Annotated in this window: 10 protein-coding genes, 1 tRNA gene and 1 pseudogene; 7 read left to right on the forward strand and 5 right to left on the reverse strand. The window is 62.4% G+C overall.

All coding sequences use genetic code 11. From position 1 onward, the window contains the following. Window positions 1–70 precede the first annotated feature (70 nt). A complete protein-coding gene (gene betB / locus NKG99_RS23475) occupies window positions 71–1,534 on the forward strand; it encodes a betaine-aldehyde dehydrogenase (RefSeq protein WP_352871062.1) in 1,464 nt (487 codons plus the stop codon). A 7-nt stretch (window positions 1,535–1,541) separates the two neighbouring features. Here betB and NKG99_RS23480 read toward each other — a convergent pair. Then, window positions 1,542–3,781: pseudogene (locus tag NKG99_RS23480) on the reverse strand (mannose-1-phosphate guanylyltransferase/mannose-6-phosphate isomerase). A 12-nt stretch (window positions 3,782–3,793) separates the two neighbouring features. Further along, window positions 3,794–5,314: a phosphomannomutase/phosphoglucomutase gene (locus NKG99_RS23485; protein WP_352871064.1), complete on the reverse strand. Its 1,521-nt coding sequence runs from the start codon at window positions 5,312–5,314 to the stop codon at window positions 3,794–3,796. A 201-nt stretch (window positions 5,315–5,515) separates the two neighbouring features. On the opposite strand from NKG99_RS23485, the gene NKG99_RS23490 reads away from it, so the two are divergent. From NKG99_RS23490 to NKG99_RS23515, 6 genes are all read left to right on the forward strand, one after another. Continuing rightward, window positions 5,516–5,592, forward strand: a tRNA-Pro gene (locus NKG99_RS23490). A gap of 589 nt (window positions 5,593–6,181) precedes the next feature. Then, window positions 6,182–6,469, forward strand: a complete 288-nt coding sequence (locus tag NKG99_RS23495; RefSeq protein ID WP_352871065.1) for a hypothetical protein — start codon at window positions 6,182–6,184, stop codon at window positions 6,467–6,469. A 556-nt stretch (window positions 6,470–7,025) separates the two neighbouring features. Further along, a complete protein-coding gene (locus tag NKG99_RS23500; protein ID WP_352871104.1) occupies window positions 7,026–7,325 on the forward strand; it encodes a DUF1236 domain-containing protein in 300 nt (99 codons plus the stop codon). A gap of 70 nt (window positions 7,326–7,395) precedes the next feature. Then, window positions 7,396–7,611: a hypothetical protein gene (locus NKG99_RS23505; RefSeq protein ID WP_352871106.1), complete on the forward strand. Its 216-nt coding sequence runs from the start codon at window positions 7,396–7,398 to the stop codon at window positions 7,609–7,611. A 6-nt stretch (window positions 7,612–7,617) separates the two neighbouring features. After that, a complete protein-coding gene (locus tag NKG99_RS23510) occupies window positions 7,618–8,058 on the forward strand; it encodes a hypothetical protein (RefSeq protein WP_352871067.1) in 441 nt (146 codons plus the stop codon). A 173-nt stretch (window positions 8,059–8,231) separates the two neighbouring features. Next, window positions 8,232–8,600: a hypothetical protein gene (locus NKG99_RS23515; protein WP_352871068.1), complete on the forward strand. Its 369-nt coding sequence runs from the start codon at window positions 8,232–8,234 to the stop codon at window positions 8,598–8,600. 51 nt (window positions 8,601–8,651) lie between these two features. Here the strand turns inward: NKG99_RS23515 and NKG99_RS23520 are convergent, their stop codons facing one another. From NKG99_RS23520 to NKG99_RS23530, 3 genes are read right to left on the reverse strand one after another with little or no spacing between them, the layout of a single operon-like run. Beyond that, window positions 8,652–10,271, reverse strand: a complete 1,620-nt coding sequence (locus NKG99_RS23520; protein WP_352871069.1) for an ABC transporter ATP-binding protein — start codon at window positions 10,269–10,271, stop codon at window positions 8,652–8,654. A gap of 17 nt (window positions 10,272–10,288) precedes the next feature. Further along, window positions 10,289–11,410: an ABC transporter permease subunit gene (locus NKG99_RS23525; protein ID WP_352871071.1), complete on the reverse strand. Its 1,122-nt coding sequence runs from the start codon at window positions 11,408–11,410 to the stop codon at window positions 10,289–10,291. Further along, entirely contained in the window at window positions 11,403–12,326 is a 924-nt protein-coding gene (locus NKG99_RS23530; RefSeq protein ID WP_352871072.1) for an ABC transporter permease subunit, read from the reverse strand. The genes NKG99_RS23525 and NKG99_RS23530 overlap by 8 nt, the downstream gene beginning before the upstream one ends. Between the last annotated feature and the right edge of the window lie 146 nt (window positions 12,327–12,472).

A 12,472-nucleotide genomic window follows, 5' to 3' on the forward strand; every position in this document is an offset into this window, starting at 1 on the left:
ACCCGACAGATTGAGCTGCCCGATAGATTGAGCCGCCCATTTGGGGGAGCAGACCATTTGGAGACCACCCATGCGCGCCCAGCCCACGGCATCGCACTATGTCAACGGACGTTACATCGAGGACGAAGGTGGCGCGCCGCTGCCGGTCATCTATCCGGCAACCGGTGAGACCATCGCCATGCTGCGTTCGGCGACGCCGAACGTGCTGGAACTGGCCGTCGAAGCGGCGCGTGCCGCACAGCCCGCCTGGGCGCGGCTGAAGCCGGTCGAGCGCGGGCGTATCCTGCGCCGCGCCGCCGACATCCTGCGCGCTCGCAATGCCGACCTCGCCCGCATCGAGACGCTGGATACCGGCAAGGCGATCCAGGAAACGTTGGTGGCGGACGCCCTTTCGGCAGCGGACTGCCTCGAATATTTCGGCGGTGCGGTCGCCGCGTACAATGGCGAGTCGGTCGATCTCGGCGGGCCCTTCGCCTACACAAGGCGAGAAGCGCTCGGCGTCTGTGTCGGCATCGGCGCCTGGAACTACCCGATCCAGATCGCCGGCTGGAAATCCGCACCGGCGCTCGCCATGGGCAACGCGATGGTGTTCAAGCCGTCGGAAAACACGCCGCTGTCAGCGCTGGCGCTGGCCGAGATCTACAGCGAGGCGGGGCTGCCCGACGGACTGTTCAATGTCGTGCAGGGCTATGGCGATGTCGGCGCCGGCCTCGTCGGACACGATGTCGTCGCCAAGGTTTCGGTCACAGGCTCAGTGCCGACCGGCCGCAAGGTGCTGTCGCTCGCCGGTTCGAAGATGAAGCACGCGACGATGGAACTCGGCGGCAAGTCGCCGCTGATCGTCTTCGACGATGCCGACATCGAGAACGCCATCGGCGGCGCCATGCTCGGGAATTTCTATTCGAGCGGGCAGATCTGCTCCAATGGCACGCGGGTCTTCGTGCAGAGCGGCATCCACGACCGTTTCGTCGAACGGCTGGTCGAGCGGACCAAGAAAATCCGCATCGGCGACCCGCTCGACCCCGAAACCCAGATGGGTCCGCTGGTCTCCAAGGCGCAGCACGAGAAGGTGGTCGGCTATATCGAAATCGGCAAGCAGGACGGCGCGACACTTGCCTGCGGCGGCAACGTGCCTTCGCTTCAGGGTTTCCAGGGCGGCTTCTTCGTCGAACCGACGGTATTCACCGACGTCACCGATGGCATGCGTATCGCCCGTGAAGAGATTTTCGGGCCGGTCATGAGCGTGCTGAAATTCGACGGCGAGGAAGAGGTGATCGACCGCGCCAACGACACCGAATTCGGCCTTGCCGCCGGCGTTTTCACGCGCGACCTGCCGCGCGCCCATCGCGTCATTGCCGAGCTGCAAGCCGGCACCTGCTGGATCAACGCTTATAATCTGACGCCGGTGGAAATCCCGTTCGGCGGCTTCAAGCAGTCCGGCATCGGACGCGAGAATTCCCTGGCGGCACTGGCGCTGTATTCGCAGCTGAAGTCGGTTTATGTCGAGATCGGGGATGTGGCGAGCCCGTACTGAGCCGATCCTACGCGGCCTTTTCCGCTGTGCTGTCCAGATACTGCGTCAGCGCACAGACCAGATGATAGAAGATGCTGGCCGGAACATCAGTTGCCAGCGAGCGGCCGCGCTCGTCGATGCGGTCGATCCACAGGCCGAGCGGCGCTGGGTCGATGTGCCAGCGAAACAGCCGGCCGACGCGGGCTTCGATCTCCGGCTTGAGATCAGGACCGCCTGAGCCATCCAGCGCGATCGCCGCCTTGATCGCCTCGGCCTGAGGCCAGCTGCGTGATATCTGGTCAAGCGGCAGGCCCTGCCGCGAGACGGCGCCATAGGCAAGTCCGGTAGCGCGGTTGAGGCCATTGGCGATGGCCGAGGCATAGAGTTTTCGGGCAAAGCCGCTCAGCTCGGCCTGGCCGCTGCGCCCGGCGAAATCGATCAGCAGCGAGGCCCATTCGAAGTGATGGCCGGGCTCGGTCCACGAGCCTTTCTCGCCGGCGGACGGCTTCCATTCGGCATCGAAATACTCGCCAAGCGTCCAGCTTTCCGAATCGAAGAAATGGCTACGGAACAGGTCGATGATGCGCGCCGCGCGGCGCAGATGGGCGCGCTCGCCGGTGGCCTGGTACCAAGCCAGGAAGGCTTCGAGCAGGTGCATATGCGGGTTGGAGCGGCGCTCGCCTTCGCCGCCCGACGTTTCGAGGAAGCCGGTCATACGGCTGTCCTCGAGATGCGCATCGAGAAAGGCGAAGGTTTCCTCACCGAGCCTTAAGGCGTCGGCATTGCCCGACATATGCGCATGCGCCAGCGCCAGCAGCACACAGGAATGATCGTAGGCATCCTCGGTGGCATCGGCGACCGAACCATCGACATTCAGCGTGCGAACCCAGCCACCCCTGTCGGTGCGGCCCTTCCCGGCCATGAACGCGATGCCGTGGCTGATCAACCGGTCGGCCGGGCCGTCCCAGCCGCGCGCCCGGGCAACGGCGAAGGCATAGACCTGCCTAGCCGTGGTGCGCATGCGCTTGGGCTTCATCAGCGGCGAGGCGTCCAGGCCCAGCGCTTCATGAAAACCGCCATGGCGTTCGTCGACGCCCGATGTCGACCACAACGGCAAGGTCTCCTGAAACAGCCAATGGTGCACGCGCCGCCGCCAGGCGCCGCTTTCGATGACGCGGTCTTGCGCCGGCGTGAACCTGGTTTCCAGCCGTCCCGACTTTTCGAGCTGCTCGACGATCTTCTTGACGTGCTGGCTGTGGCTGACCGGGGCGACGAAGGTGGCGTCCGATGTCGAGACGATGGCGACGTCCTTCATGCCGATCGCCGACAGCAGGCGGCCGTCACTGCGGATGTAGGAGTTTTCGCAGTCAATGGCGACGACATCGCCGATGATGACATTGCCCTGGTCGTCGGCGGGGCCGACATCGAGCAGCGACTGCCACGAGCCGAGATCGTTCCAGCGGAAGCCGGCCGGCACCATGGCGATGTCTTTTGCCCGCTCCATGATGGCGTAGTCGATCGAATTCGACGGGATGGCGGCGTAGAGTTCAAGCGGCATGTAGAGGCCGGAGAGATCCGATGTCGCGGCCTTGTAGGCTGCTTCTGTGGCCTGCCAGATATCAGGCTGGAACGCCATAAAGGCATCGCGCATGGCGCCGGCGCGAAACAGGAAGATACCGGTGTTCCAGTAGAAATTTCCGGCCTGGAGATAGCTCTGCGCAGTCGCCAGATCCGGCTTCTCGACGAAGCGCGACACGTCGAAGGTGCCGCCGCCTTCGGCAGCGACCTCGATATAGCCGTAGCCGGTCTCAGGCTGCGTCGGCTTGATGCCGAACACAACCAACCGGCCACTGCGCGCCGCCTGGGCGCCAGCTTCGACGCTCTGCCAGAATTGGCGCGGGGTCGATATCTCATGGTCCGACGGCACACCAGCACCAGGCTGTCGCCGAATTCGGACAAAGTGCGCAATGTCGCCAGTGCGACAGCGGCGGCTGTGTTGCGCCCGGTCGGCTCGAACAGCGGACCGCCACCAGCGAGATCGAGGCCGGCGAGGTCAGCGTGGACACGGTTGGCATGACGCTCCGCGGCGATCAGGAAGATCGGCGTTTCGCCTTCCTGCCGGGCCATCAGCCGGCGTAAGGTCTTGGCCAGCATCGAGCCGTCGCCCGACAGATCGTGGAACTGCTTGGGATTGTCCTCGCGTGACAGCGGCCACAACCGCGAGCCGACGCCGCCGCTCATGACAAAACTCACAATCCGCTCGGTCATTGAACTACCATTTCAAAAAGTCTGGTTGTAGGCGCCCACCTCGGGGCTGCGGCGCAGCACGGCGTCGATGGCGTCGAACATCTGCCGGCGGCGCTGCGATGATACCGGGCTTTCGACGACCACGACCAGTTCCGGCTTGTTCGACGAGGCGCGCACCAGCCCCCAGGTGCCGTCCTCGGCGACAACGCGCACGCCGTTGACGGTGATGAGGTCCGCGATCTTCTGGCAGGCGAAGGTGGCGCCATCCTGCTTCATGGCCTGAAAGTCGGCAACCACCCGCTCGACCACGCCATACTTCACATCGTCCGCGCAGTGCGGGGACATGGTCGGCGTGCCAAAGGTCAGCGGCAGCGCGCGGTAGAGATCGGCCATCGAACTGCCGGGGCAGCGATCCAGCATCTGGCAGATGGCGATGGCGGTGACTAGGCCGTCGTCGTAGCCGCGACCGATCGGCGGGTTGAAGAAGAAATGGCCCGACTTTTCGAAACCGGCGACCGCGCCAAGCTCGGCGACGCGGCGCTTGATGTAGGAGTGGCCGGTCTTCCAGTAATCGGTGACGGCGCCATTCGCGCGCAGAACTGCGTCGGTGTTGAACAGGCCTGTCGACTTGACGTCGACGACGAAGGTCGAGCCCGGATACTGGCTCGAAATATCCCGCGCCAGCATCACGCCAACCTTGTCGGCGAAGATCTCGTTGCCTTCATTGTCGACGACGCCGCAACGGTCGCCGTCGCCGTCGAAGCCAAGGCCGACATCGGCCCCGGTCTCGAGCACCTTGTCCCTGATGGCATGCAGCATCCGCATATCCTCGGGATTGGGGTTGTAGCGTGGGAAGGTGTGGTCAAGCTCGACATCGAGTGGGATCACCTCGCAGCCGATGCGTTCCAACGCTTGCGGGGCAAAGGCGCCGGCGGTGCCGTTGCCGCACGCGGCGACCACTTTCAGCTTTCGCGCAATGCGCTTGTCGCGGGTCAGATCGTCGAGATATGTCGCGCGAAAATCGCGGACGAAATCATAGGAGCCGCCGCCGGCGAGGTCGAAATCGCCTGCCAGTACGATCGCCTTCAGCGCGCTCATCTCCTCGGGGCCAAAGGTCAGCGGCCGCGCCGCGCCCATCTTGACGCCGGTCCAGCCATTTTCGTTGTGCGAGGCCGTGACCATGGCGACGGATTGGATATCCAACGCGAACTGGGCGAAATAGGCCATGGGCGACAAGGCCAGGCCGATATCCTTCACCCGCGCTCCGGCGGCCATCAGGCCCGACACCAGCGCCAGCTTGATCGACAGCGAATAGGAACGGAAATCATGCCCGGTGACGATATCGGGGCCGGCGCCAAGACGGCGAATCAGCGTGCCAAGCCCCATGCCGAGCGCCTGGACGCCGATCAGATTGAGTTCCGGCGACTGCGCGGAGCCGGGATGGCCGAACCACCAGCGCGCATCGTATTCGCGAAAGCCGGACGCCTTGATCAGCGCTTCGGTTTCGAATTCGAAACTATTGGGCCGGGCGTCGCCAACGATTTTTGGGGGCAAGACAGCAGAACTCCAGGCGGCAGAAAATACGATCTATCGAGAGCTGCGGCTTAGCACACAAGGCTTTAAGCCACGTTTATCCCGGACCGAAATCCGGGCTTGGCGGAAATGCCCGACGAAAGCGAACGAAATGCGACAGAAGCGCTGCCATTGCCGCTTGCAGGAACGAAGTGTGGCGGCTATAAGCCCGCGGTCTGGTCACGGAGTGTAGCGCAGCCTGGTAGCGCACCTCGTTCGGGACGAGGGGGTCGCAGGTTCAAATCCTGCCACTCCGACCAGAAAAACAAAGCGTTAGCGCATCCCGACTTTGGCGCTCAAACATACATCCCGCCTGAAAATGGAGCGAAATAGCTCTCCCGCTGTTGAGACGGGCCAAGAGTTTTGCTCCTCGTATGATGCCTGTCGATCTTCGGCCGACCCGTTTGCGGCGCTTCCGCGGTGTCGGCTTCGACTGATCCCATTCAGATAAGGGCCGCCGGACATCGTTGACGTCGCGCTTAGCGAAGGCCGAGGAAGCTCAAGATCGCTATCACGATGACCACCGCTCCAACGAGCCAAGTGATGTTGTGCGCCCTCCCATGCGGACGACGAGCGGTCATGCAAGGAACTGCCGGAGGCAGTAGCCAGATATTGCGACTTTTGGGGCAGATCGTTGTGTTGCCTGATGTGAGCGACTGACCCGGCCGGACACATCGTCTCCGCAAGTACCACGAGCGAGAGGCAGCTCCCTTCTCAGCCCCAGGCGATGATCGCCCGTCCTTCGACTTACCGCGCTGCCGTCCGGCTGCCCGCAAGGAAAAACCGGAACCAAAGGGAGAAGCGGCGGTTATCCGACGAAGGGCTAATTAAGGCGATGGAGAAATTGCAATGAAAACAATGGTCATCTGCGCTTTGGCGCTTTCCTTGGGATTGCCCGTGATGGCTTCGGCAGCCGAGGCCGATGTGGTTATCAGAACCCATCATCGACACCACAGCAGCGTCAAAATCATCAACGAAGATGGACAGCGCTTGCACCACCGTCGCCACGGTACCGTTGCATTCTATGACCATGGGCGCCGGCATCATCGTCGAGACACCGTCGTCGTGACAGGCTCCATCTCCACTCACCGCCATCATCGCCACAATCCCGTGGTGATCGAAAACGACGGCTACTGATCGCCGACTGCCCAATGGCCCGGCTTGGAGCCGGGCCGTTGGCTTGTTAGCCGCACACGTGCCCAGACTTCTCTATCCAATCTGAAATCGGTTGCGCGTTGTTGGAACCAAATGCGCCTGTTGGCATGGTTGCGGTATGGAAACGAGAGTTCGCTCGCCAGGATTGGCACCCGGCGAGCGAACCCTATCGGCACAGGAAGGGACGTAGCTGCGCCGATATGCAAACCTTCGTGGATAATTCTCCTGAACGATCAGCCAAGAGCTACTCCAATCACCATCAAGGTGATGGCCACCGCGAAGACTGGTGCGAGCAACCAGCGCGCCTGGCCAACACTCTTCTCCATCGGTTTCCTCCCGCAACATGCAGCCGACAACGACCGCAAACAGTGGCCGTTCCGAGCAACGCCTGGGATCAGACCATTGCGTTTCGCGATCGGACTTAGGTCTCATGCCTCGCCCGACCGAAGCCCAGCCCTGGGAACGTTTGCACTTTCCCCAAGTTCGGTGGTTTGGCGCGGACGATGTTGTGCTGCGCCGGTTTGCAAAGGAGGAATTCATGAAAATGCATCTTGCCGCTGCCGCGGCGTCGCTTTTGCTGCTTGCAGGTGTCGGCGCAGCCGCAGCCGAGGACATCATCATCCAGCCCGAGCAGGAAACAGTCATCCGTGAATATGTGAAAAAGCAGCCCCTCGCTTCGGTGAAGATTCCTGGTGTGGAACTCAATATCGGAACAGCGCTGCCCGAAACGGTCGAGCTTCACGAAGTCCCCAACGTCAAATACCGCTACACGGTGATCGACAACCGAACAGTTGTTGTGGATCCGGACACCCACAAGATCATCAAGATCATCGACTGAACCAGCCGCTTGCGGCTGAAGCCCGCCGCCCTCGAGGCGACGGGCTTCCCAATAACGGATGCAGATCGCCATGTTGAACCGTGAGACTGAAATATCCCAAGCGCTGGGGGTGCGCGTGGCTGACCTCAAGGCCAGGATGCAGGAGGCTCAGATCACCGCGGGCGAAATAAAGACCTTCCAGAAGGTCGCGGCCATCATGGAGGACCGCGAAGGCCGAATTCGGGGTGACGACCTGATTGCCGCGTCCTTCGTCATCGACACGCTGACGAACAGTCAAAAGCCTTGAGTGACCATGCCGACAATTAGCAGACTTTTTGATTCCCATGCCGAAGCGGCAAGGGTTGCCGGCGACTTGGTGGCGGCCGGAATTCCGCGGGTACAGATTGCCATCATCGGACCTTATCGTGACGAAGCGGGAACTCTATTGGTTTCCGCGTTGGGGTCCGTCCTTGGCGGTGTCGCCAGCGGGCTGGCCTGCCTGAGCGCTGTTGCAGCCCACGGCATCAATCCTCTTGCTGCAAGCGTATGGGCAACAGCAGCGGCCGGTGCCATCTGTGGCGGCGTTGCCGGTGGCCTGTTCGCAACGTTCACCACGACTGCCGCAAAGACGGATGATCGCGGTACCGAGGGGATCGTTTTGGTGACGGCGCATGTTGATGAAAACGAGACCGACATCGCTCAGGCAGTGTTCGGCGGTTGCCCCCCAACGACATTCGTCGCTGAAGCAGCGTGAGAATTTCCAGGGAAATTGAATGAACAACCCGATAGTTTTGAGGGCGGGCGCGGTGGGGAGAATGTTCCTGCATCGGCCGGAAAGGCTCAGCTCGGCGACAGGTTTCTTCGCGATCGCAAACTTTGACGAAATGGCCGTCGGCCCTAGATACTTCGATGCGGTACGATGGGTCGATGAAACGGCAAGCCGGATGCGACATGAATCTGAATTCGACGACAGCCTCGCCTCTGGCCCTGATGATTGCGCTGTTTCTTGTCGCCGGCTGTTCGTCGATCGGCAAAACCATCGATCCGGCGAAATACGATTCGATGACATGCACCGAGCTCAACAGCGCGCTGGGAGACGTTGCCCGTGACATCTCGCGAACCGCAATCACCCGCGGCAAGGTCGCGAACACCAACGTTCCCCGCTGGCTGCTGGGCGGCGCGCGCGTGAAAACCGCGGTCGCCGACCGTGAAACGGCCAGGATCGACCGGCTGAAGCAACAGCAACAAGCCATAGTCGCGGTACGGGCAAACAAGTGCCCGAGGTCAACGGACTGAGTGAACAGGCGCCGCCTTGGTGCCTTGAGCGCCCACCTGGCGGCTACTGTCTCAGGCGCTCAACCGGAACCGCGTGACGTCGATTGCCGCGGCCATCAGCGTCTGTGTGTAGACGTGCTGCGGATTGCTGAAGATCGCCTCGGTCGGTCCTTCCTCGACGATCTTGCCCTGCTTCATGACGATGATGTAGTCGGCCATGGCGCGCACGACCGACAGATCGTGGCTGATGAAGAGGTAGGACAGCTCGTGGTCGGCCTGCAGCTTGCGCAGCAGTTCAACGATCTGTTTCTGTACCGAGCGGTCGAGTGCCGAGGTCGGTTCGTCCAGCACCACCAGCTTGGGCTTCAGGATCATGGCGCGGGCAATGGCGATGCGCTGCCGCTGGCCGCCGGAGAATTCGTGCGGGTAGCGGTTGCGGGCGTTGGGATCGAGGCCGACTTCTCGTAAGGCCTCGACCGCGCGCTGGTCGCGTTGCTTGCCCGAAAGATTCGGCTCATGCACCAGAAGCCCTTCGGTGATGACCTGGCCGACGGTCATGCGCGGCGACAGCGAGCCGAACGGGTCCTGGAAGACGAGTTGCATCTGGCGCCGTAGCGGCCGCATCGCCCGCCGGTCGGCCTGGGAAATGTCGCGGTCGCCGAATCGGATGACACCGTCGCTCGGCAACAGCCGCAGCAAGGCGCGACCGAGCGTCGATTTGCCCGAGCCGGATTCACCGACGATGCCGATGGTCTGGTTGCGCTGTAGCCGGATCGAGATGTGATCGACGGCGCGCAGCATCAGCGGCTCGCCAGCAAGAAACCCGCCACCGATCCTGAACGTCACTTCGACATTCCTGCCTTCGAGCAGCACCGGGGCATTGGCGGGCGGCGGCGCCTTGCTGCCGGTCGGCTCGGCCGCCAGCAGCATTTTCGTATAGGCATGCCGCGGATTGACGAAGATGGCTTCGGCCTCGCCCTCCTCCACAACCTCGCCCTGGCGCATGACGTAGACCCGGTCGGCAAAGCGACGGACGATGCCAAGATCATGGGTGATGAAGACGATCGCCATGCCGAGCTTGCGCTGCAATTCGGCCAAGAGCATCAGGATCTGCGCCTGGATGGTCACGTCGAGCGCCGTCGTCGGCTCGTCGGCGATCAGAATGTCGGGGTCGTTGGCGAGCGCCATGGCGATCATCACGCGCTGGCGCTGGCCGCCCGACATTTCGTGCGGATAGGATTTCATCCGCCGTTCGGGATCGGGAATATGCACTAGGCGCAGCAGCTTGAGCGCCTCTTGGCGCGCCTCGGCGGCATTCAAGCCCCGATGCCGGCGGATCGGTTCGATCAGCTGGTTACCGATCGAATAGAGCGGATCGAGTGAGGTCATCGGCTCCTGGAAGATCATGCTGATCTTGCGGCCACGGACCTTGTTGAGTTCGGATTTGCTCAGAGTCAGAAGATTGCGGCCGCGATAGTCGACACTGCCTGTCGCTTCGCCATTCGATGCCAGCAGGCTCATCGCCGCCATCATCGTCTGGCTCTTGCCGGATCCGGATTCACCGACCACGGCAACGGTTTCGCCCGCGTTGACGTGGATGTTGATGCCCTTGACCGCCTCGACCGCGCCGTCGAGCGTGCGGAAGCGGACACGCAGGTCCTTGACGCTGAGGATCGTTTCGGAAGCAGCCATCTCATCGATCCCCATCTTTATCGATCTCTCGGGTCGAGCGCGTCACGCAGGCCGTCGCCGACGAAGTTCAGCGCGAACAGCGTCGAGACGAGGAAGAAGGCGGGAAACAACAGCAGCCAGTTGGCGGTGCCGATGTTCTTGGCGCCGACCGAGATCAGCACGCCCCAGCTGGTCATAGGCTCCTGCACGCCGAGCCCCAGGAACGACAGGAAGCTCTCCAGGATGATGACCTGCGGCACCAGCAGCGTCATGTAGATCACCACCGGGCCGAGCAGGTTGGGAATGACGTGGCGCAGCAGGATACCGCGCTGACCGACACCCATGGCTTCCGCCGCCTGGACATATTCCTGCCGGCGGATCGACAGCGCCTGGCCACGCACGATGCGCGCCATGTCGAGCCACAGCACGGCGCCGACCGCCAGGAACATCAGCACAAAGTTGCGGCCGAAGAACACCACCAGCATGATGACGAAGAAGATGAAGGGCAAGGAATAGAGCACGTCGACGATGCGCATCATCACCTCGTCGACCTTGCCCCCGGCAAAGCCGGCCGCGGCGCCGTAGATCACGCCGATGACCACCGCCACGACGCCGGCGAGCAGACCGATGGCCAGCGATATGCGCCCGGCCATCAGCGTGCGAGACAACAGATCGCGGCCGGTGTTGTCGGTGCCGAACAGGAAATATTGCTGCTTGATCGAGGCACTCATCGTCACTTCGAGGCCGTCAGGCGACTTGCTCTCGATCTTGGTGCCGTCAAAGGCGTCGGAACGATCGAGATAGCGGATATTGCGGTCGTCGATCGGCTTGGTCGACTTGACGGTAACGAAGACCTGGTTGCCTTCCTGCCGCCACTCCTTGATATCGACCCGCATGCGTTTGATCGCTTCGGTGAGCGCCGTCTCGATCGTGTCGGCCTTCGGATAGGCCGACAGGCTTGGCGGCGTGCGCACATAATCACCATAGATGGTCGTGTATTGATGCGGCACGAGTGAGGGGCCGACCACGCTGATGATCGCGATCAAAGCGAGATAATAGAGGCTGAACATGGCGGCGCGATTGGCCTTGAGGCGCGCCCAGGCATCGCCCCAGAGCGAGCGGCCGATGACGGCGGGAGCCGTGGCTGCGATGTCAGTCATAGCGCACCCTCGGGTCGACGACCGCGTACATGACGTCGACGATCAGGTTGAAAACGATGGTGAAGATGGCGATCACCACCACCGTCCCCATCACCAGTGTGTAGTCGCGGTTGAGCGCGGCATCGACGAAATAGCGGCCGACACCGGGAATGGAGAAGATCGTCTCGACGATGACCGAACCGGTGAGCAGAGCCGCGGCCGCCGGGCCGGTGAAGGAGACGATCGGCAGGATGGCGCCGCGCAGCGCGTGCTTGACCACCACCGACCAATCGGAGAGGCCGAGCGCGCGCGCCGTGCGGATGTGATGGGATCGTAGCGATTCGATCATCGAGCCGCGCATCAGGCGGGCGACGATGGCGATCTGCGGCAGAGCGAGCGTCAGCACCGGGCCGACCTTGTTGATCAAAGCGCCATCGCCCCATCCACCGATCGGCAGCAGCTTCCAAGTCAGCCCGAACAGGAGCTGGATCACCGGCGCGATGACGAAGGTGGGGATGGTGCTGCCGGCGGTCGCCAGCGCGATCACGGCATAATCGCCAAGCTTGTTCTGGTTGAGCGCGGCTATGGTGCCGAGCACGGAACCGAACAGAAGTGCCAGGACAAGCGCCGACGCGCCGAGCTGGACCGAAATAGGCAGACCCTTGGCGAACAGCTCGGTGACGGTGAAATCCGGCATGTTGTAGCTCGGGCCGAAATTGCCGCGCAAAAGATTGCCGAGATAGTGGACAAATTGCAGCCAGAGCGGGTCGTTGAGACCGAACTGAGCTTCGAGATTGGCTCTGATCTCGGGACTCAGCCCCCGCTCCTGGTTGAACGGGCCGCCTGGCGCGACGCGCATCAGGAAAAACGCCATGGTCACGATGACGAACAGCGTCGGAATGGCGGTCAAAAGCCGCCTTAATACATATCGCAGCATCGGTGCCCCGCTTGATCCAGAGCAGCGCGCGTCCGGCTGGACGATTGCGCTCTAGTCTTCAAATCTTCGCACCGACATTGTCGAAAATCGAATCCGGTTCCCGGGCCGATGCGATGGCAAACCAGAGCCGCCGCGCATTGAGTTGC

It is taken from the genome of Mesorhizobium sp. M1409, assembly GCF_040317535.1.
Classification (GTDB): Bacteria; Pseudomonadota; Alphaproteobacteria; order Rhizobiales; family Rhizobiaceae; genus Mesorhizobium.

Excerpts from the sequence above, each read along its gene's own strand:
- betB (WP_352871062.1), top strand. The coding sequence starts at position 71 with ATGCGCGCCCAGCCCACGGCATCGCACTATGTCAACGGACGTTACATC.
- NKG99_RS23495 (WP_352871065.1), top strand. The coding sequence starts at position 6,182 with ATGAAAACAATGGTCATCTGCGCTTTGGCGCTTTCCTTGGGATTGCCC.
- NKG99_RS23500 (WP_352871104.1), top strand. The coding sequence starts at position 7,026 with ATGAAAATGCATCTTGCCGCTGCCGCGGCGTCGCTTTTGCTGCTTGCA.
- NKG99_RS23505 (WP_352871106.1), top strand. The coding sequence starts at position 7,396 with ATGTTGAACCGTGAGACTGAAATATCCCAAGCGCTGGGGGTGCGCGTG.
- NKG99_RS23510 (WP_352871067.1), top strand. The coding sequence starts at position 7,618 with ATGCCGACAATTAGCAGACTTTTTGATTCCCATGCCGAAGCGGCAAGG.
- NKG99_RS23515 (WP_352871068.1), top strand. The coding sequence starts at position 8,232 with ATGAAACGGCAAGCCGGATGCGACATGAATCTGAATTCGACGACAGCC.
- NKG99_RS23520 (WP_352871069.1), bottom strand. The coding sequence starts at position 10,271 with ATGGCTGCTTCCGAAACGATCCTCAGCGTCAAGGACCTGCGTGTCCGC.
- NKG99_RS23525 (WP_352871071.1), bottom strand. The coding sequence starts at position 11,410 with ATGACTGACATCGCAGCCACGGCTCCCGCCGTCATCGGCCGCTCGCTC.
- NKG99_RS23530 (WP_352871072.1), bottom strand. The coding sequence starts at position 12,326 with ATGCTGCGATATGTATTAAGGCGGCTTTTGACCGCCATTCCGACGCTG.